The following is a 17,731-nucleotide window of genomic DNA, read 5'->3' on the forward strand; positions in this document are numbered from 1 at the left end:
GACGTGTTGTGTTATATATTTGTAACTTGCTCCGAAATTGATTGCGGCAGAGACGTTCGGAGACTTACACGGCTCCCGGTTTGCTCAATGCCACAACTCTGCCTCTGCGCATGTCAGCCGAACTGATGTGCGGCTCATTTCGCCCCCTGGGGCGAAATATTGACGATCACTCGGATTCCAACGCCTTGTTCAGCGCTCATACCCGTTTGACTTGGCTATCGCAGCATTCGGCCAACTGGCCGTCTCTGGAATGCTGTGACCCGCCGTGCGCAGCGCCACAATGCGCTCATGCACCTCCGTGTTGACTCTGCGGCCGGTGTAGCGACCGGCTTTCCTCGCCAACTCGACGCCTTGCCGCTGACGCTCGCGGCGATTCTCATAGTCGTCACGCGCCATTTGCAAGGCCAGTTTCAAAAGCAAATCCTGTATTGACTCCAGCACCACATTTGGCACGCCCTGCGCCTCCGCGGACAGGTCGGTTAGATCAACCACGCCAGTAACAGCCAGACGCGCGCCCTAGGCGCGGATCGGCGCCACTAGGCGTTCGGCCTCGGTCAGCGGCAAGCGGCCGACGCGGTCGATTTTCTCCGCCACGACGACTTCACCGGGTTGCAGATCGCCGATCATGCACAACAACTCGGCGCGATCTGCGCTAGTGCCCGAGGCTTTCTCGCGGTAGATGTCGGCGACGTAAAAGCCGTTGGCCCTGGTGCTTTCTACAATGGCGGCTTGCCTGGTCAAGTCTTGCTCGTCGGTACTAACGCGCAGCTAGATGCGCGCGACCTTGGACGTGGTTGGAATTATTCTTCATTCAGCCATCGCGCTATGCGTAGAAGCCGGCGCTCTTCCTCCGTCAAGATTTGAGGCGGCTTCACTGCCAAGTCATTCAGCTCGCCCCGCTGCTCGCAGCAAACCGTGCGAACGATCCACGCTGACAGCTCGATACTCTCTTCCTCGGTCATCCGAGCTAAGTCGTGATCGAGCATCCACATCAGACGCTCATCGTCCAATAAATCAGGCGGTAGTGTGGCTGCCAAAGCATCATTTCTCTCATATTTTTGTAGGCCAATCATGCATAGGATAATTCTTGTTTGATTTTAGCGCGAAACTCATCAATGGCTTTTCTATAAGCTTAAACCAAATTATAGAAAAAGCGATTATTAACAATGGAAATATCATAGAATATAGCACCAATGTTAATTCGGATGATTCACTAAAATATTTATATCGAATTCTCCCCATTTTATCCAGCAAATAAGGATGAATTAAATAAAGGCTGAAAGATGCATCGCCGATAACCGCCAGCCGTTTTGGCGCAGCAATATTGGAAAACTGGATGTATAACATCAAAAATAAAATGGCAATTGCAGCCAAACCAAACGTACCAAGTCTCATGAAATCAATATGATCAAAATATCCCCATGTAGTACCAATTGAAAAAGCCATTAAAGCTAAAGAAATTCCTGCCGGTAAAAAATTTCACTAGGCGGGAGTCGGCGACCCCAATTTTTAGAAACTTCAGAAATTATTGCACCAGCAATGAACTCTACCCCATAAGCTGAAAAAGCAAAATGCAAAGGCTGCTTTCCAACCTTGATCACCTCAGGTTGAAAGAGAAGCCAATATGAATTCCATAGGACTACCGCAGCGCCAGTCCATGATAAAATTTGAAGGCGGCGCGCACCCGCAAGCAAACAAATCGCTGCCAAGCACAAGTAGAAATATAATTCGTAAGTCAGGGACCACGCTGTAGGCAGCCAGTTATCAGCGCCATTAGGGTATAAAAGCAAAACGCTTTTGATAATCTGTTTTGTAGTGCGCTCAACTGAACCATGAAGCACTGCGGGAAATATTGCAAATATTGCCAGAACAGGCCAATAACCCAAATAAATTCTTAAAACCCTTCGCTTTAAGAAATTTTTAATTTGAATGTAATTAATACATTTTTCAGCAGATGAAAATACCACAAATCCGCTTAGCACAAAAAACAAGTCAACCCCAAAAAAACCAAAATGCATCGCTTTGGAAATTTTTGCGAGAGCGGGAACCGCATTCCAGTGCGGTTCCATGTGAAAATACAGCACCAATATGGCAGCAATACCTCTGAGTATCTGCAGCCATTCAAGCTTTCTTCCTGCTGCCGAAAATCCCTTACCGACTGTATCTACCATATAAGCCCAATTGCAATCTACAATAGCATGCCCATTCAGCCTTGAGCATGAATAGCGCGGATAGGCACATTTGCCCCATCCACGCTATTATTCTAATAAGTTTTAGTCAGGAGCAGCTCTTACCTGTATCGCGATGATAGCAAGTTGTGCCTGAAGCCCCCCAGCCAGGTCCAGAGGGAGGGCCTTGATTGCAAACGAATTGCACCCGCGTTGCTCCGCCACAAAAGTTTCCACCTTGCATGGTTGATACACCTGGGGAATACCAGTTAGAAACTCCCCCCGCCTTCCCTTGAATTATCTGACCCATGTATATGCCGCTGAAATACCACCGTGACGGATCAGTATCTAGCCAAACATTCATCCCTTGTTTTTTATGTCCTTTGGTAATTGCTTCAAGAATTCGGGGCAGAAACTCGAAGTTATTCCAAACATCTCCCGTGTTAATAAGCGCGCCACCACTGTTTCGCACATCGTCATCTAGGCAGAAATAATTTCCCTGTCCATTTTCATATTCTGGACACCATGCAGGATCAGGACTTTGGTTCGAAAATCTTGTGTTGCCTAAATTGATTTGAAAAATATCAGTTGCCCGCCATCGGAACTAAATATTGCAGTGACAACTTGCTGAACCGAGTCCAGCCCATTTTCACCAGCGCACCGACTGGTGGCATCAAGAAATTGAACATTCACCCCTACTCTTATTTTTATTGAGCCAACTTGGTTTAACTTTGCAGTGCCGGTAAATCCGTTATTACCATTGGGCTGCAAAAACAGCTCCATCTCGTTATTGCATTTCCATCCCGACTGAGCCAGATTATAGACGTTGGTGTAATTTCCGTACTGAGAATAAAACCGCACCGAAGCATCTGAATTTCCAATTGACCATCCACTCGCAGCCCCTGGAGCTGGCACCATATCTTGGCCAATGCCCCATTGTGCTATTCCCCATGGAATGACCCCACTGGGATAGTTGTTGTATCCAGCCACTCCCATATTTTTCGCATTTCTATCGAGTACTGTTACCGCAGACCCCAATGGAGCCAAATGCTCTGTGTATTGAGCATTAGCTGCAAAACAAGTAAATGCCAAAATTAGGCACAATAAGTTTTTTAAATCTCTCTCCTAAGTTGAAAAATTATTTTTTTGTAAAAGAAAATATAATACACCACACCTGTTCGCACATTTTTACTCAAAAAGCAACAGAATGCATATTGCGATGAGTTATATAGAGGGTTTTTGAATTTCCATCACATGGTTGGTGGGCGCGATGCCTGGTACGGCTAGTCGCTGTCTGCAGTTATCCGACAAGCTGCGAGTTCGTCTTCACTGTTCGGCTTGAGCCGTTTTTTAAGTTAGGCGATATGCGCACGAAACAAGCAAGCCCTCGGCTTGGGCACCTCCACCAAACGCACCCGCAAGCGCGAGTCCTTGGCGAGACTGGGCGCGTGGTGCCGTGGTCGGACGTCGTGTCGCTCGTGGCCCTACCTACCCAAAGGCCGGGGTGGCCGCGCGCCGTTTCCCGTCAAAGCATTGTTGCGCATCCATTTCAGTAGCAGTGGTTACCCTCGGCGACCTAGCGATGGAGGAAGCCCCATGTAATTCTTCAGGCCAATAGGGCCTACCCAAATTAACCTGCCATGATAGCACCGGCCAAAAAGTCTGAGCACCGATTCAAATTGGCCGCTCTTCAACTGGCTATCCTATTGAGCCCCTCTTGCCCTTGCAGCTATCCAAGCCACGACAAAGCGAGGTTGTCTCCGAACCCTGGAGTGCATAGCTGTCGCATCCCCGATGATTGCATAGACGAGAAACGGTATCCCCTCTTCACGGCACGCGCCGCGACGCGGCTGCCTGCGCTGCAGGAATTCTGAGCCGAAAGTGGCTGCAGCCGGCGAACGGCGCCGACCAATAGCTATCGATTTAGTAGCATCGTGTCAGGCCTGCGCCACAGCGCCCGCGAAGCCGCACTGCCGCCAGGCCTCGAACACCGTCACCGCCACCGCGTTCGACAGGTTCATGCTCCGCTGGCCGGCCCGCATCGGCAACCGCAGCCGCTGCCCGGGCGCGAAACCTTCGCGCAGCGCGGGCGGCAGGCCGCGGGTCTCGGAGCCGAAGACCAGCCAGTCGCCGGCCGCGAACCCGGTGTCGTGGACCGGGCGGGTGCCGTAGGTGGTCAGGGCGAACATCCGGTCGGGCGCCGGCCGCTCCCGGCCCAGCAGCGCCTGCCAGTCGGCGTGGCGCCGCACCGCGGCGAACTCGTGGTAGTCCAGGCCGGCGCGGCGCAGAAGCCGGTCCTCCATCGAGAAGCCCAGCGGCTCCACCAGGTGCAGGGTGCAGCCGGTGTTGGCCGCCAGCCGGATCACGTTGCCGGTGTTCGGCGGGATTTCGGGCGAGACGAGGACGATGTGGAACATGCCGGCGATTGTCGCGTGGCGGCCAGCGGCCGGCGCTCGGCGCTCAGTCGGTGCGGGCCACCGCCAGCGCGGTGACGTGCGCCGCGCCGGCCAGCCGCAGCGCGGCGGCGGCGGCGTGGAACGAGGCGCCGCTGGTCATCACGTCGTCGACCAGCACCACCCGCCGGCCGGCGACGTCGGCGGCGCGCAGCGGATCGACGGCGAAGGCGCCGCGCACGCTGGCCAGCCGGGCGGCGCGGTCGAGGCCGCTCTGCGCCGGCGTGTGGCGGATGCGCAGCAGCAGCCGGTCGTCGAAGCGCTCGGGCGCCAGGTGCCGGGCCAGCAGGGCCGCCTGGTTGTAGCCGCGCTCCTGCAGCCGCCGGGGCGACAGCGGCATCGGCAGCACCCGGTCGGCCGCCTCCAGCGCCGGCTCCACCCAAGGCGTGCTGCGCAGCAGCAGCGCCAGCCACGGCGCCCAGCCGGTCTCGCCCTGGAATTTGAAGCGGGTGATGCAGCCGGCCCAGGGGAAGCCGTAGGAGACGGCGACATGGCAGGCGTCGAGCGGCGGCGGCGCCCGCAGGCAGGCGCCGCAGGTCTCGACGCCGGACGCCACCGGCAGGGCGCAGCGGCGGCAGCGCGGCACCGGCTGTGCGAAGCGCTGCACGCACAGGTCGCAGACCGGCCGGGCCGGCCAGGCGCCGCAGACGGCGCAGCGGGCCGGTACCGCGGCGGCGGTACGGGCCATCACACCGGTCACGAGCGCGCGGAACATCGCGCCAATATACTTCCGCGGCCCCGCCTTACCGCTCCCGGCACGCGCCGGTGCCGCCCCTGCGGCGCGGTGTTCGCGCCCCCCCGATGCCCCTCGATTCCCACGACCGTCCCCCCACCATCGACCCGCGCGCCGCCCAGCGCTGGGCCCGGCGTCCGCCCGAGGCGGCATCGCCCTGGCTGCACGAGGAGATCGGCCGGCGGATGGAAGCGCGGCTGGCGTGGATCACGCTGAAGACGCGGCGCTGGGCCGACTGGGAGCCGCTGCGCGGCGGGCGCGAGGTGCACGCGCTGCTGGCCCGGCGCTTCCCCGGCGCCGCCTGCGACGTGGTCGAGGCGACCGAGGCGCGTACCGCCGCCGCCCGAGCGGCGCTGCGAGTCCCCTGGTGGCAGCGCTGGCACGGGCCGGCCACCACCTTCGCCACAGGCGGCGACGCGCTGGCGGCCGGCAGCGTCGACATGCTCTGGGCCAACATGGCGCTGCACACCGCGGCCGATCCGCAGGCGCTGATCGCCCGGTGGCACCGGGCGCTGGCGGTCGACGGCTACCTGATGTTCTCCTGCCTGGGCCCCGACACGCTGCGCGACCTGCGGGGCCTGTACGCCCGGCTCGGCTGGCCCGCTGCCGGCCACGAGTTCACCGACATGCACGACTGGGGCGACATGCTGGTCCACGCCGGCTTCGCCGAGCCGGTGATGGACATGGAACGCACCGTGCTCACCTACGAAACGCCCGAGCGGCTGCTGCAGGAGCTGCGCGAGATCGGCCGCAATCTGCACCCGGCGCGTTTCCCGGCGCTGCGCGGCCGCGGTTACCGCACGCGATTGCTGGCGGCGCTGCAGGAGCGGCTGGTGCCGGCCGGCGGGGAAGGGCGGCTGTCGATCACCTTCGAGATCGTCTACGGCCATGCCTTGAAGCCGGTGCCCAGGCTCAAGCTGGCAGCCGAAAGCGCGGTGTCGCTGCAGGACATGCGCAGCATGCTCCAGCGGCCGCGCGGCGCGCGCGCGGGCCCCTCCGGCACGGCCGGGGCAGGGTAATTCCCACCCCCCACCCGCGTTAGAATGAGGGGTTATCGGGATTTCGGGAATCCTCCCCTGCAACGCTGGGTTTTCAGCGCATGCCGCCGGCCCGCAGCGGGCCGGCGGATGGGCGTTCAACACCCCTGGTTTTGGTGAATGGACGATGTCGAATGCCGCCTATCGTTTCGCCACGGTTTCGGGCCAGAACTTTCACTGGTTCCTGAAGCGCAACTGCTCGGTGACGCCTGCCCAGCTCGGCTGGATGTACGCGTCGCTCTGCACCGTGTCGCTCGGCATCGGCGCCCTGTTCTGGTGGCAGGGCGCGAAGATGGTGATGCCGTTCGCCTGGCTGGAACTGCTGGCGGTCGGCGTGGCCTTTCTCGCCTACGCCCGGCACGCCACCGACGGCGAGCGGATCGTGCTGCAGGGTACTTCGCTGGTCGTCGAGCGCGAGACGGCCGGGCGGCTGGAGCGGACGGAATTCAGGCGGGACTGGGTCCGGGTGGAGCCGAAGGTGGGCGACCGATCCTTGATCGAGCTTTCGGCGCAGGGGCGGTCGATGGAGGTCGGGCGCTTCGTGCGGCCCGAACTGCGGCCCGCGCTGGCGAGCGAGATCCGGATGGCATTGCGGACGACCTGAGGACGGTCCGGTCGGCACGGGTGGCGTGCATGGCAGGCTTGCGTCGGAAGCGTGGTTTGGAGGCAATTAACGAATGAAGACGATGAAGCGTATTTTCAATAAGCTCGCCCACGTGTCGCTCATGGCGGCTGCCGGCATCGGATCGCTCGCTCATGCGGCCAACGACCTGCCCGGCGGCCCCTCCGTCCGCCAGCTGAACCTGCAGGCCCCCGCCACCAGGATCGCCGAAGAGCAGTATTTCCTGCATACCATGATGCTGGCGATATGTACCGCCATCTTCGTGGCCGTCTTCGCGGTCATGTTCTATTCGATCTGGAAGCATCGCAAGTCGAAAGGCTACAAGCCGGCCAACTTCCACGAATCGGTCACGGTCGAGGTCGTCTGGACCATCGTGCCCTTCGTCATCGTGGTGCTGATGGCGCTGCCCGCCACCAAGGTGCTGGTCGCCCAGAAGGACACCACCAACGCCGACCTCACCATCAAGACCACCGGCTACCAGTGGAAGTGGGGCTACGACTACATCACCGGCGAAGGCCAGGGCCTGAGCTTCGTCTCGACCTTGCTCAACGAGCACCGGGTCATGTCCAACGAAGGTGCCAAGGGCACCATTCCCGACAACTACCTGCTGGAGGTCGACAACCCGCTGGTCGTGCCGGTCGACAAGAAGATCCGCATCATCACCACCGCCAACGACGTGATCCACGCCTTCGCGGTGCCCGCCTTCGGCATCAAGCAGGACGCGATCCCCGGCTTCGTGCGCGACACCTGGTTCCGCGCCGAGAAGACCGGCGATTTCTACGGCCAGTGCCAGGAACTCTGCGGCAAGGAGCACGCCTACATGCCGATCCACGTCAAGGTGGTCTCGGCCGAGGACTACACCCGGTGGGTCGACGGCGAGCGCAAGAAGGTCGCCGCCAAGCTCGACGACCCTACCAAGGTCTGGGCGCTGCCCGACCTGGCCAAGCGCGGCGAGAAGGTCTACGCGGCCAACTGCGCCGCCTGCCACCAGGCCAACGGCAAGGGCGTCGGTTCGATCAAGCCGCTCGACGGCTCTCCGGTGGTCCTGGCCGAGAACCACAACGAGCAGATCGACGTGCTCCTGAAGGGCCGGATGGACAAGGGCATGCCGTCGTGGAAGCAGCTCTCCGACACCGACATCGCGGCGGTGGCGACCTACACCAAGAACAACTGGTCCAACAAGACCGGGCAACTCGTCCAGCCGTCCGAAGTGCTGGCCGAGCGCAGCAAGTAAACCGCAAGCGGACAGGTTCCAAAGGAATGCAAGATGAGTGCAGTTCTCGACCCCCAAGGCCACGGACACGACGACCACTCCCACGACGAGCACCACCACGCGCCGACCGGCTGGCGCCGATGGGTGTTCGCGACCAACCACAAGGACATCGGCACGCTCTACCTGCTGTTCAGCTTCACCATGCTGATGGTGGGCGGCGTGCTGGCCCTCGGCATCCGCGCCGAGCTGTTCCAGCCGGGCCTGCAGCTGGTGAACCCCGAGCTGTTCAACCAACTCACCACGATGCACGGGCTGATCATGGTGTTCGGCGCGATCATGCCGGCCTTCGTCGGCTTCGCGAATTGGATGATCCCGCTGCAGATCGGCGCGTCCGACATGGCCTTCGCCCGGATGAACAACTTCAGCTTCTGGCTGATGATCCCCGCCGCGCTGATGCTGGTCGGCTCGTTCTTCATGCCCGGCGGCGCGCCGGCGGCCGGCTGGACGCTCTACGCGCCGCTGACGCTGCAGATGGGCCCGTCGATGGATGCCGGCATCTTCGCGATGCACATCCTGGGCGCCTCGTCGATCATGGGATCGATCAACATCATCGTGACCATCCTCAACATGCGCGCCCCCGGCATGACGCTGATGAAGATGCCGATGTTCGCCTGGACCTGGCTGATCACCGCCTACCTGCTGATCGCGGTGATGCCGGTGCTGGCCGGCGCGATCACCATGACGCTGACCGACCGCCATTTCGGCACCAGCTTCTTCAACCCCGCCGGCGGCGGCGATCCGGTGATGTACCAGCACATCTTCTGGTTCTTCGGCCACCCCGAGGTCTACATCATGATCCTGCCGGCCTTCGGCATCATCAGCCAGATCGTGCCGGCCTTCGCCCGCAAGAAGCTGTTCGGCTACGCGTCGATGGTGTACGCCACCTCTTCCATCGCGATCCTGTCCTTCATCGTGTGGGCGCACCACATGTTCACCACCGGCATGCCGGTGACCGGCCAGCTGTTCTTCATGTACGCGACGATGCTGATCGCGGTGCCGACGGCGGTCAAGATCTTCAACTGGATCGCGACGATGTGGCAGGGCTCGATGACCTTCGAGACGCCGATGCTGTTCGCGGTGGGCTTCATCTTCGTGTTCACCATGGGCGGCTTCACCGGCCTGATCCTCGCGATGGCCCCGATCGACACCCAGCTGCAGGACACCTACTACGTCGTGGCCCACTTCCACTACGTACTGGTCGCCGGCTCGCTGTTCGCGATGTTCGCCGGCGTCTACTACTGGATCCCCAAGTGGACCGGCGTCATGTACAACGAAGGCTGCGGCAAGCTGCATTTCTGGTGGTCGCTAATCTCGTTCAACGTCACTTTCTTCCCGATGCACTTCCTGGGCCTGGCCGGCATGCCGCGCCGCTATGCCGACTACTCGATGCAGTTCGCCGACTTCAACGCGCTGGCGTCGGTCGGTGCCTTCTTCTTCGGCTTCGCCCAGGTCTACTTCTTTTTGTTCATCGTGCTGCCGTGCATGCGTGGCAAGGGCGAACCCGCACCGCAGCGTCCGTGGGAAGCCGCCGAAGGCCTGGAATGGGAAGTACCGTCGCCGGCGCCGTTCCACACCTTCGAGACCCCGCCCAAGCTGGACGCGACCGCGACCCGCGTGATCGGCTGATCCCGTCGCCCCTCGCCGAGCCCCCGCCATGACGCCCGAACAGAAGAAGAACAACCGCCGCCTCGCGCTGATCCTGGCGTCGATCGCGCTGGTGTTCTTCATCGGCTTCATGGTGAAGATGACGCTGCTGTCGCAGCGCTGAAAGACCGGGCCGCCGATGCGCATGCGACGTGAAAACCTGAAGATGGTCGGCAAGCTGGGCGTGGTCACGCTCGGCATGTTCGCCTTCGGCTACGCGCTGGTGCCGCTCTACAACGCGATCTGCGAGATGACCGGCATCAACGTGCTGGCGATCACCGAGCGGCAGGTGCCGGGCAACGGCACCGCCGGCCGGGACGTGAAGCTGCCCGCCAATTCGCAGATCGACCGCAGCCGCACGATCACCGTCGAGTTCGATTCCAACGCCCGCGGACTCTGGGATTTCCAGCCGGCGGTGCGGTCGATGCAGGTGCATCCGGGCGAGCTGGCCACGGTGATGTACGACTTCCAGAACACGCAGAACCGCCGCATGGCCGCCCAGGCGATCCCCAGCTATGCGCCGCGCGAGGCCGCGCCGTATTTCAACAAGCTCGAATGCTTCTGCTTCACCCAGTACACGATGGATGCGGGCGAGAAGAAGCAGTGGCCGGTGGCCTTCGTGATCGATCCCAAGCTGTCGAAGGACGTGACCACGATCACGCTCTCGTACACCTTCTTCGAGGTCGGCGGCAAGACGCCGCCCGCGCCGGCGTCCACCCCCACCGCCGATGCGGCCGCCCACCTGCCGTCGGGAGTGGGATCGTGATGGCCGCACCGCAGCCGCGCGGTTCCCTGCTGCGCACCGTGCGGGCGGTGGCCTGGTCGTTCCTGGGCCTGCGCCGCGGCAGCGGGCTGGAGCAGGACGCCCGGCTCAACCCGGTCCATGTGATGGTCGTCGGCCTGGTGGCCGTCTTCCTGTTCGTATTGGCGCTGGCGGCCCTGGTCCACTGGATCGTCTAGCCCCCCGCCCCCGCTCCGCATCCGGCACCGCAGACACGAGAAATTCCAGAAGAGAGAGATTCAGGAGAAGCCATGAGTTCGACCCACACCAGCGCGACACCGTACTACTTCGTGCCCGCCGAATCGCGCCATCCGGCGATGGCGGCGGCCGGCCTGTTCTTCGTGATCCTGGGTGCGGGCCAGTGGGTCAACGGCCATACCTGGGGCATGTACTCGCTCGCGGTCGGCATGGTCTGGTGGCTGACGGTGCTGTTCCAGTGGTTCCGCGACTCGATCCGCGAAAGCGAGGGCGGGCTCTACGGCTACAAGATCGATCTGTCCTACCGCTGGAGCATGGCCTGGTTCATCTTCTCGGAGGTGATGTTCTTCGGCGCCTTCTTCACCGCGCTCTGGTGGGCCCGCGCCCATTCGGTGCCGGCTCTCGGCAGCCTGGACAACGCGCTGCTCTGGCCCGATTTCAAGGCCGTCTGGCCCAGCCTGGCCGCAGGCGTGACCGCGGCGCCGGCCGGCCACATCGAGCCCTTCCAGACGGTCGGCCCGTTCTGGCTGCCGACGATCAACACCGCGCTGCTCCTGAGCTCGGGCGTGACCCTGACCATCGCCCACCACGCGCTGCGCGAGAACCACCGCGGCCGCACCATCTCGTTCATGTGGGCGACGGTGGTGCTGGGCTTCGTGTTCCTGGTGGTCCAGGGCTACGAGTACCACCACCTGTACGCCGAGTTGAACCTCAAGCTCACCTCGGGCGTGTACGGCTCCACGTTCTACATGCTGACCGGTTTCCACGGCTTCCACGTGTTCATCGGCATGCTGATGCTGTTCTTCACCACGCTGCGGCTGCAGAAGGGCCACTTCACCGCGGAGCGGCATTTCGGCTTCGAAGGGGCGGCCTGGTACTGGCACTTCGTCGACGTGGTGTGGCTCGGCCTCTACGTGCTGGTCTACTGGCTGTGATCCGGCCGTCTTGCCGGCACGCAGCAAAAAGGCGCCGCGAGGCGCCTTTTTGCATCTGCCCGGCCCGGGTGCCGCTCAGCGCGCCACCGGCAGGCCGGTGGCGCGCACGTAGCCCAGCTTCCACGCCACCAGGATGCAGACGAACAGCAGGATCGACAGGCCGACCCGCAGCGCCAGTGCGCGGGCCATGTTGCTCGTCTTCGCCTTGCCGTTGCGGCCGTCGCGCATCATGAAGAACAGCGCCGTGCCCAGGCTGCCGAGGATGCCGACGAACGCGAGCAGGACGATGGTTTTCATGACCCGCATTATCCTGTGAGCGCCGCGTTGCATCCCCTCGGCCGGCGTTTCGTGCTGGCCACCGTGGCGGCGGTGGCGGGCGTCGCCGTCACCGTGTCGCTCGGCAACTGGCAGCTGTCGCGCGCGGCGCAGAAGGAGGCGATCCACGACGCGATCGCCCGGCGGCGCGCCGAGCCGATGCTCGACGGGCGCAGCCTGGCGGCCCTGCCGCCGCCGGAGCGAACCGTGCCCGCGGCAGCTGCTGTGCCGCCGGCTGCATCACCGGCACCTTCAGCCGACACGGCCGGCGCGGCCGCGCGCGAGGCGCTGGTGTACCGCCGCATCGCGCTGCGCGGCACCTGGCTGCCGCAGCACACCGTCTACCTCGACAACCGCCAGATGGACGGCCGGCCCGGCTTCTTCGTCGTGACGCCGCTGCAGATCGATCCGGGCGTGGCGGTGCTGGTGCAACGCGGCTGGGTACCGCGCAACTTCCAGGACCGGACCCGGCTGCCGCCGGTGGAGACGCCCACCGGCCCGGTGGAGATCGAGGGGCGCATCGCCGAGGCGCCGTCGAAGCTGTTTTCCTTCGCGGGCGGCGACCCCGGCCAGGGGTCTTCCCGCATCCGGCAAAATCTGGACCTCGCGGACTACCGGCACGAGACCGGTGTGCCGCTCGTCTCGCTGTCGGTGCTCCAGACCGGCGCGCCTGGCGAGGGTCTGCAACGGCGCTGGCCCGAGATCGCCAGCGGTGTCGAAAAACACTACGGCTACGCGTTTCAATGGTTCGGGCTGGCCGCCCTCATCGCAACCCTTTATGTCTGGTACCAACTTGTCCGACGCTTCGTTTCCCCGCGCCGGCGCACCCGCTCCTGAGCCGGACGGCGACCGGCCCCTGGTGCTGACGGTCCACGACATGCCCCGGCCCGCCGAGGCCGGAGCGCAGCAGCGCACGGTGCACGGCCGCTGGAAGATGCTGGCGGTGATGCTGGTCTGCGCGGCACCGGTGATCGCCTCGTACTTCACCTACTACGTCGTCCGTCCCGAAGGCCGTCGCAACTACGGAGAGCCGATCGCGCAACAGCCGCCGCTGCCCGACGTGCCGGCCACCGCGCTCGACGGCACCGTCCGCAGCCTGGCCGCCCTCAAGGGCCAGTGGCTGCTGGTCAGCGTGGCGGGCGGCGCCTGCGACGCGCAGTGCGAGCGGCACCTGTACCTGCAGCGCCAGTTGCGCGAGAGCCTGGGCCGCGAGAAGGACCGGCTCGACTGGGTCTGGCTGGTGTCCGACGACGCCCCGGTGCCCGCGCCCCTGGCCCGGACCGTCGGCCAGGCCCGGGCCACCGTGCTGCGGGTGCCGCAGGCCGCGTTGTCGGCCTGGCTGGCGCCCGCGGCCGGGCAAGCATTGCCCGAACACCTCTACATGGTCGACCCGATGGGCCGCTGGATGATGCGCTTCCCGGCGGCGATGGACACCGCCGGTGCCGCCAAGGCCAAGCGCGACATCGAGCGCCTGCTGCGCGCCGCCGCTTCCTGGGACGAACCGGGCCGCTAGGGCCCGCCGCGCCCCGACGATTTCCGCCATGGACCACCACTCGCTCTACGACCTGTCCCCCGCGCTGCAATTGCTGCTGGGCGGGCTGCTGATCGCCTGCGTGCCGCTGGGCTGGCTGTGGCTGCGCAACCGCCATGCTTCCGGCGCGCGCCGGCTGCAGGCGCTCACCGTCCTCACGCTCTTCCTGACCTTCGACCTGGTGCTGTTCGGGGCCTTCACCCGGCTGACCGACTCGGGCCTGGGCTGCCCCGACTGGCCCGGCTGCTACGGCCACGCGAGCCCGGTCGGCGCCCGCAGCCAGATCGCCGCCGCCCAGGACGCGATGCCCACCGGCCCGGTGACCCACGGCAAGGCCTGGGTGGAGATGGTCCACCGCTACCTGGCCACCGGTGTCGGCGGGCTGATCCTGGTCTCGACCATCGCCAGCGGGTGGCTGGCACGGCGGGCCCGGCGCGCAGGGCAGGGCGGCCTGGCGGTGCATCCGTGGTGGCCGACCGCCACGCTGCTCTGGGTCTGCCTGCAGGGGGCCTTCGGGGCGCTCACGGTGACGATGAAGCTGTTCCCCGCGATCGTGGTGATGCACCTGGCGGGCGGCATCGTGCTGCTGGCGCTGCTCTGCGTGCAGGCGGTGCGCCACGCGCAGGCCGCCGGCCGGCCGGTGGTGCGGCTGCGGCCCGCGCTGTGGCGCGGCATGGCGGTGGTGCTGGGGCTGGTGGCCCTGCAGATCCTGCTGGGCGGCTGGGTCAGCACCAACTACGCGGTGCTGGCCTGCGCCCAGTTCCCCACCTGCCAGGACAGCTGGTGGCCGGCGATGGACTTCGCCCAGGGCTTCCAGCTCTGGCGGCCGCTGGGACTGCTGCGGGACGGCGGCAACATCAGCTTCGCCGCACTGACCGCGATCCATTACGTCCACCGCCTCTTCGCCTATGTCGTCTTCGCCGCGCTCGGCCTGCTGGCCTGGCGGCTGTGGCGCGTCGCGGGCATGGCCGCGGCCGCCCGCTGGCTCGCCGGTCTGGCGCTGTGGCAGTTCGCGACCGGCCTCTCCGACGTGGTGCTGGACTGGCCGCTGGTGGCCGCGGTGTCGCACACGGGGGGCGCCGCCGCACTGGTCGTGGCCCTCACCTGGGCGCTGTGCGACAGCCGCGCCGCCCGGCGTGCCACCGCCCCTGTTCCGGGCAGCGCCGGTGCGCGCCCCGCCGATCCCGGCGTTTCCGGATTCTCTGCATGACCGTCGTTTCTTCCGCCCTGCCGTCTTCGCGGTTCCAGCAGTTCTACGCGCTGACCAAGCCCCGGGTGGTGCAGCTGATCGTCTTCTGCGCCCTGATCGGCATGGTGCTGGCCGTTCCCGGCCTGCCCACCTGGGCCGAGGTGCGGCTGGCGCTGGTGGCCTGCGCCGGCATCTGGCTGGTGGCGGGCGCGGCCGCGGCGTTCAACTGCCTGGTCGAGAAGGGCATCGACGCCAAGATGCGCCGCACCGCCTGGCGCGCCACCGCGCGGGGGGAACTGTCGGACCGGCAGGCGCTGGGTTTCTCGGCGGTGCTCTGCATCGCCGGCTCGCTGCTGCTCTACCACTACGTCAACCCGCTGACGATGTGGCTCACCTTCGCCACCTTCGTCGGCTACGCGGTGGTCTACACCGTGATCCTGAAGCCGCTGACGCCGCAGAACATCGTGATCGGCGGCGCCTCGGGCGCGATGCCGCCGGTGCTGGGCTGGTCGGCCATGACCGGCGACGTCGGCCCCGAGGCGCTGATCCTGTTCCTGATCATTTTCCTGTGGACCCCGCCGCACTTCTGGGCGCTGGCGCTCTACCGGGTGGAGGACTACCGCAAGTCGGGCCTGCCGATGCTGCCGGTCACCCACGGCAACGAGTTCACCCGGCTGCAGGTGCTGCTCTACACGCTGATCCTGTTCGCCGGCTGCCTGATGCCTTTCATCTACGGCATGAGTTCGTGGATCTACCTGGCGACCGCGGTGGTGCTGAGCACCGGTTTCTGCCTCTACGCCTTTCGACTGTGGCGCTCCTACTCCGACGCGCTGGCGCGGCGCACTTTCCGTTTCTCGTTGATCCACCTGAGCCTGCTGTTCGCGGCGCTGCTGGTGGACCACTACGTTCTCTAGGAGCCGCCGTGCCTCTCGACCGCCGCACCCTGACCGTCGCCGCCCTCGCGACCCTCGTCGCCGGGCTGTCCGCCTGCTCGAAGCCTGCCCCGAAGGCCGCTTTCAATGCGGTCGATGTGACCGGGGCCGACTATGCCCGCGACTTCGCGCTGACCGACCAGCACGGCAGGGCCCGCACCCTGGCCGACTTCAAGGGCAAGGTCGTCGCCGTCTTCTTCGGCTTCACCCAGTGCCCGGACGTCTGCCCCACGACCCTGGCCGAGCTGGCCGAGGTGAAGCGCCAGCTGGGCGCCGACGGCGACAAGCTGCAGGCGGTGCTGGTCTCGGTCGACCCGGAGCGCGATACGCCCGAGCTGCTGTCGGCCTACATGGAGAACTTCGACCCGAGCTTCGTCGGCCTGCGGCCCACCCTGGAGCAGCTTCCGGTGGTGGCCAAGGACTTCAAGGTCTACTACAAGAAGGTCGAAGGCAAGGCGCCCGGCAGCTACTCGATGGACCATTCCGCCGGCACCTACCTGTTCGATCCGCAGGGGCGGCTGCGGCTCTACAGCCGCTACGGTTCGGGCAAAGCGGCATTGCTGGCGGACATCAAGCTGCTGCTGTCGGGCGCCTAGTCGGTTTGCTATGAAATCGATAGCTTGAGGTCGGCGTCCCGCGCCGGCTACAGCTACGAAACGCTTGCAAAGTACACGATTCGCGCACCCGGTCGAAACGGGCCCTGAATGACGAAAGGGCTGCCCGCAAGACAGCCCTTTTGCATGGAGCCAGACGCCGATGGCACCACCGGTATCGTCAGGCGTATTCGGCCAGCGTCTTGCGCATCTTCTTCATCGCCGCCGTCTCGATCTGGCGAATCCGCTCGGCGCTGACCTGGTATTCGGCGGCCAGTTCGTGCAGCGTCATGCCGCCCGATCCGTCGTCGTTCACGTTCAGCCAGCGCTGCTCGACGATGCGGCGGCTGCGGGCGTCCAGCGCTTCCAGCGCGGTCGCGATGCCGTCGGTCGCCATCACGTCGCGGTCGCGCGATTCCAGCATCGCGGTCGGCTCGTGGGCGCCGTCGGCCAGGTAGGCGATGGGGCCGAAAGTCTGCTCGCCGTCGTTCGAAGGAGACGGATCGAGCAGCACGTCGCCGCCCGACATGCGGGTTTCCATCTCCATCACGTCTTCGCGCTTGACGTTCAGCCGCTCGGCGACCTTGTCGACCTGCTCGGGGCTGAGGGTGTCGCGCGGGACCACGTCGGCCTCCAGGCCGGCATTGGCCTTGAAGGACTGCTTCATCGACCGCAGGTTGAAGAACAGCTTGCGTTGCGACTTGGTGGTCGCCACCTTCACCATGCGCCAGTTCTTCAGGATGTACTCGTGGATCTCGGCCTTGATCCAGTGCATGGCATAGCTCACCAGACGCACGCCCTGGTCGGGGTCGAAGCGCTTGACCGCCTTCATCAGGCCGATGTTGCCCTCCTGGATCAGGTCGCCCTGGGGCAGGCCGTAGCCGATGTACTGGCGCGAGATCGACACCACCAGGCGCAGGTGCGACAGCACCATCCGGCCGGCGGAATCCAGGTCGTTGTCGTTGCGCAGCTTGCGGGCGTAGGTTTGCTCTTCCTCTGGCGTGAGCAAGGGCAGGCGGTTGATCGCCGAAATGTAGGCGTCCAGGTTGCCCAGCGGGGGCACCAGGGACCAAGGGTTCGCAGCCGCGACCGCCGTGGCGTTTCCAGTTTGAAGATTCATACCAGAAGTCCTTTCCTCTTGACTTTCATATTAGCACTCGATTGGAGAGAGTGCCAAAGCACAAGTTCCACGGCAGCCGCAATTCACGCTATCGGGTCGATAGCTGCGGCGTTTGCCGATGACCGGGCGCCATCGCCGGTCAATCCAGTGCTCGAACCTGCTACCCAGCTTAGAACCCGTGCCGCATGCACCGTGTCGGACAGCCCC

23 protein-coding genes and 1 pseudogene are annotated in these 17,731 nt (G+C 64.1%); 14 read left to right on the forward strand and 10 right to left on the reverse strand.

All coding sequences use genetic code 11. The features are described 5' to 3' along the window. Positions 1-189: 189 nt before the first annotated feature. From DFQ15_RS18275 to DFQ15_RS17165, 6 genes are all read right to left on the reverse strand, one after another. Positions 190-492, reverse strand: a complete 303-nt coding sequence (locus tag DFQ15_RS18275) for a hypothetical protein (protein WP_445585690.1) — start codon at positions 490-492, stop codon at positions 190-192. 24 nt (positions 493-516) lie between these two features. Continuing rightward, a complete protein-coding gene (locus DFQ15_RS18280; RefSeq protein ID WP_445585689.1) occupies positions 517-741 on the reverse strand; it encodes a recombinase family protein in 225 nt (74 codons plus the stop codon). Positions 742-800: 59 nt separating this feature from the next. Next, on the reverse strand, positions 801-1,073 hold the full coding sequence (locus DFQ15_RS12030) for a hypothetical protein (protein WP_146228736.1): 273 nt from the start codon (positions 1,071-1,073) through the stop codon (positions 801-803). After that, on the reverse strand, positions 1,051-1,446 hold the full coding sequence (locus tag DFQ15_RS17160; RefSeq protein ID WP_146228737.1) for an acyltransferase family protein: 396 nt from the start codon (positions 1,444-1,446) through the stop codon (positions 1,051-1,053). Before DFQ15_RS17160 ends, DFQ15_RS12030 begins: the two co-directional genes overlap by 23 nt. A gap of 5 nt (positions 1,447-1,451) precedes the next feature. Beyond that, positions 1,452-2,171 (reverse strand): acyltransferase family protein, encoded by a 720-nt coding sequence (locus DFQ15_RS12035; protein ID WP_110466216.1) that lies wholly within the window; start codon positions 2,169-2,171, stop codon positions 1,452-1,454. 561 nt (positions 2,172-2,732) lie between these two features. Further along, on the reverse strand, positions 2,733-3,158 hold the full coding sequence (locus tag DFQ15_RS17165) for a hypothetical protein (RefSeq protein WP_146228738.1): 426 nt from the start codon (positions 3,156-3,158) through the stop codon (positions 2,733-2,735). A 372-nt stretch (positions 3,159-3,530) separates the two neighbouring features. Here DFQ15_RS17165 and DFQ15_RS17865 point away from each other — a divergent pair. Continuing rightward, positions 3,531-3,762: pseudogene (locus DFQ15_RS17865) on the forward strand (IS5/IS1182 family transposase); the annotation flags it as partial. A gap of 343 nt (positions 3,763-4,105) precedes the next feature. On the opposite strand, the gene DFQ15_RS12040 reads toward DFQ15_RS17865, so the two are convergent. Together DFQ15_RS12040 and DFQ15_RS12045 are read right to left on the reverse strand one after the other, a co-directional pair. Then, positions 4,106-4,585, reverse strand: a complete 480-nt coding sequence (locus DFQ15_RS12040; RefSeq protein ID WP_110466217.1) for a tRNA (cytidine(34)-2'-O)-methyltransferase — start codon at positions 4,583-4,585, stop codon at positions 4,106-4,108. A gap of 43 nt (positions 4,586-4,628) precedes the next feature. Continuing rightward, positions 4,629-5,336: a ComF family protein gene (locus DFQ15_RS12045; protein WP_110466218.1), complete on the reverse strand. Its 708-nt coding sequence runs from the start codon at positions 5,334-5,336 to the stop codon at positions 4,629-4,631. 86 nt (positions 5,337-5,422) lie between these two features. On the opposite strand from DFQ15_RS12045, the gene DFQ15_RS12050 reads away from it, so the two are divergent. From DFQ15_RS12050 to DFQ15_RS12080, 8 genes are all read left to right on the forward strand, one after another. Beyond that, positions 5,423-6,373: a class I SAM-dependent methyltransferase gene (locus tag DFQ15_RS12050; protein WP_110466219.1), complete on the forward strand. Its 951-nt coding sequence runs from the start codon at positions 5,423-5,425 to the stop codon at positions 6,371-6,373. A 145-nt stretch (positions 6,374-6,518) separates the two neighbouring features. Next, positions 6,519-6,995, forward strand: coding sequence for a DUF2244 domain-containing protein (locus tag DFQ15_RS12055; protein ID WP_110466220.1), 477 nt, complete (start codon positions 6,519-6,521; stop codon positions 6,993-6,995). Positions 6,996-7,077: 82 nt separating this feature from the next. Continuing rightward, positions 7,078-8,247, forward strand: coding sequence for a cytochrome c oxidase subunit II (gene coxB / locus DFQ15_RS12060; RefSeq protein ID WP_110466269.1), 1,170 nt, complete (start codon positions 7,078-7,080; stop codon positions 8,245-8,247). Positions 8,248-8,280: 33 nt separating this feature from the next. Continuing rightward, positions 8,281-9,912 (forward strand): cytochrome c oxidase subunit I, encoded by a 1,632-nt coding sequence (gene ctaD / locus DFQ15_RS12065; protein WP_110466221.1) that lies wholly within the window; start codon positions 8,281-8,283, stop codon positions 9,910-9,912. A 28-nt stretch (positions 9,913-9,940) separates the two neighbouring features. Further along, entirely contained in the window at positions 9,941-10,054 is a 114-nt protein-coding gene (locus tag DFQ15_RS17870) for a cytochrome oxidase small assembly protein (RefSeq protein ID WP_233504460.1), read from the forward strand. A gap of 15 nt (positions 10,055-10,069) precedes the next feature. Then, complete coding sequence (locus DFQ15_RS12070; RefSeq protein ID WP_110466222.1) at positions 10,070-10,696, forward strand: cytochrome c oxidase assembly protein; 627 nt, start codon at positions 10,070-10,072, stop codon at positions 10,694-10,696. Then, positions 10,696-10,890, forward strand: a complete 195-nt coding sequence (locus DFQ15_RS12075; RefSeq protein ID WP_055834910.1) for a DUF2970 domain-containing protein — start codon at positions 10,696-10,698, stop codon at positions 10,888-10,890. Before DFQ15_RS12070 ends, DFQ15_RS12075 begins: the two co-directional genes overlap by 1 nt. A gap of 72 nt (positions 10,891-10,962) precedes the next feature. After that, on the forward strand, positions 10,963-11,844 hold the full coding sequence (locus DFQ15_RS12080) for a cytochrome c oxidase subunit 3 (RefSeq protein WP_110466223.1): 882 nt from the start codon (positions 10,963-10,965) through the stop codon (positions 11,842-11,844). A gap of 75 nt (positions 11,845-11,919) precedes the next feature. On the opposite strand, the gene DFQ15_RS12085 is transcribed toward DFQ15_RS12080, so the two are convergent. After that, a complete protein-coding gene (locus DFQ15_RS12085; protein ID WP_110466270.1) occupies positions 11,920-12,141 on the reverse strand; it encodes a twin transmembrane helix small protein in 222 nt (73 codons plus the stop codon). Between the two features lie 15 nt (positions 12,142-12,156). On the opposite strand from DFQ15_RS12085, the gene DFQ15_RS12090 reads away from it, so the two are divergent. The 5 genes from DFQ15_RS12090 to DFQ15_RS12110 are packed head-to-tail and all read left to right on the forward strand — an operon-like array spanning position 12,157 to position 16,407. Further along, positions 12,157-12,996 (forward strand): SURF1 family protein, encoded by an 840-nt coding sequence (locus tag DFQ15_RS12090; RefSeq protein ID WP_110466224.1) that lies wholly within the window; start codon positions 12,157-12,159, stop codon positions 12,994-12,996. Continuing rightward, positions 12,938-13,672 carry a hypothetical protein gene (locus DFQ15_RS12095; protein WP_110466225.1) on the forward strand — a complete coding sequence of 245 codons (735 nt, stop codon included), beginning with the start codon at positions 12,938-12,940 and terminating at the stop codon, positions 13,670-13,672. Before DFQ15_RS12090 ends, DFQ15_RS12095 begins: the two co-directional genes overlap by 59 nt. Before the next feature lie 28 nt (positions 13,673-13,700). After that, positions 13,701-14,900, forward strand: coding sequence for a COX15/CtaA family protein (locus DFQ15_RS12100; RefSeq protein WP_110466226.1), 1,200 nt, complete (start codon positions 13,701-13,703; stop codon positions 14,898-14,900). Beyond that, positions 14,897-15,793 (forward strand): heme o synthase, encoded by an 897-nt coding sequence (gene cyoE / locus DFQ15_RS12105; protein ID WP_110466227.1) that lies wholly within the window; start codon positions 14,897-14,899, stop codon positions 15,791-15,793. The genes DFQ15_RS12100 and cyoE overlap by 4 nt, the downstream gene beginning before the upstream one ends. Before the next feature lie 8 nt (positions 15,794-15,801). Beyond that, a complete protein-coding gene (locus DFQ15_RS12110) occupies positions 15,802-16,407 on the forward strand; it encodes an SCO family protein (RefSeq protein ID WP_110466228.1) in 606 nt (201 codons plus the stop codon). Between the two features lie 178 nt (positions 16,408-16,585). Here the strand turns inward: DFQ15_RS12110 and rpoH are convergent, their stop codons facing one another. Beyond that, positions 16,586-17,524, reverse strand: a complete 939-nt coding sequence (gene rpoH / locus DFQ15_RS12115; RefSeq protein ID WP_110466229.1) for an RNA polymerase sigma factor RpoH — start codon at positions 17,522-17,524, stop codon at positions 16,586-16,588. Between the last annotated feature and the right edge of the window lie 207 nt (positions 17,525-17,731).

Source organism: Xylophilus ampelinus (assembly GCF_003217575.1).
Classification (GTDB): Bacteria; Pseudomonadota; Gammaproteobacteria; order Burkholderiales; family Burkholderiaceae_C; genus Xylophilus; species Xylophilus ampelinus.

Bases quoted from the DNA above. Each gene is read 5' to 3' on its own strand.
- rpoH (WP_110466229.1), bottom strand. From the start codon at position 17,524: ATGAATCTTCAAACTGGAAACGCCACGGCGGTCGCGGCTGCGAACCCT.
- DFQ15_RS12035 (WP_110466216.1), bottom strand. From the start codon at position 2,171: ATGGTAGATACAGTCGGTAAGGGATTTTCGGCAGCAGGAAGAAAGCTT.
- DFQ15_RS12080 (WP_110466223.1), top strand. From the start codon at position 10,963: ATGAGTTCGACCCACACCAGCGCGACACCGTACTACTTCGTGCCCGCC.
- cyoE (WP_110466227.1), top strand. From the start codon at position 14,897: ATGACCGTCGTTTCTTCCGCCCTGCCGTCTTCGCGGTTCCAGCAGTTC.
- ctaD (WP_110466221.1), top strand. From the start codon at position 8,281: ATGAGTGCAGTTCTCGACCCCCAAGGCCACGGACACGACGACCACTCC.
- DFQ15_RS12075 (WP_055834910.1), top strand. From the start codon at position 10,696: ATGGCCGCACCGCAGCCGCGCGGTTCCCTGCTGCGCACCGTGCGGGCG.
- DFQ15_RS12095 (WP_110466225.1), top strand. From the start codon at position 12,938: ATGTCTGGTACCAACTTGTCCGACGCTTCGTTTCCCCGCGCCGGCGCA.
- coxB (WP_110466269.1), top strand. From the start codon at position 7,078: ATGAAGCGTATTTTCAATAAGCTCGCCCACGTGTCGCTCATGGCGGCT.
- DFQ15_RS12070 (WP_110466222.1), top strand. From the start codon at position 10,070: ATGCGCATGCGACGTGAAAACCTGAAGATGGTCGGCAAGCTGGGCGTG.
- DFQ15_RS12100 (WP_110466226.1), top strand. From the start codon at position 13,701: ATGGACCACCACTCGCTCTACGACCTGTCCCCCGCGCTGCAATTGCTG.
- DFQ15_RS12055 (WP_110466220.1), top strand. From the start codon at position 6,519: ATGTCGAATGCCGCCTATCGTTTCGCCACGGTTTCGGGCCAGAACTTT.
- DFQ15_RS12050 (WP_110466219.1), top strand. From the start codon at position 5,423: ATGCCCCTCGATTCCCACGACCGTCCCCCCACCATCGACCCGCGCGCC.
- DFQ15_RS12045 (WP_110466218.1), bottom strand. From the start codon at position 5,336: ATGTTCCGCGCGCTCGTGACCGGTGTGATGGCCCGTACCGCCGCCGCG.
- DFQ15_RS12030 (WP_146228736.1), bottom strand. From the start codon at position 1,073: ATGATTGGCCTACAAAAATATGAGAGAAATGATGCTTTGGCAGCCACA.
- DFQ15_RS17160 (WP_146228737.1), bottom strand. From the start codon at position 1,446: ATGGCTTTTTCAATTGGTACTACATGGGGATATTTTGATCATATTGAT.
- DFQ15_RS17870 (WP_233504460.1), top strand. From the start codon at position 9,941: ATGACGCCCGAACAGAAGAAGAACAACCGCCGCCTCGCGCTGATCCTG.
- DFQ15_RS12085 (WP_110466270.1), bottom strand. From the start codon at position 12,141: ATGAAAACCATCGTCCTGCTCGCGTTCGTCGGCATCCTCGGCAGCCTG.
- DFQ15_RS12040 (WP_110466217.1), bottom strand. From the start codon at position 4,585: ATGTTCCACATCGTCCTCGTCTCGCCCGAAATCCCGCCGAACACCGGC.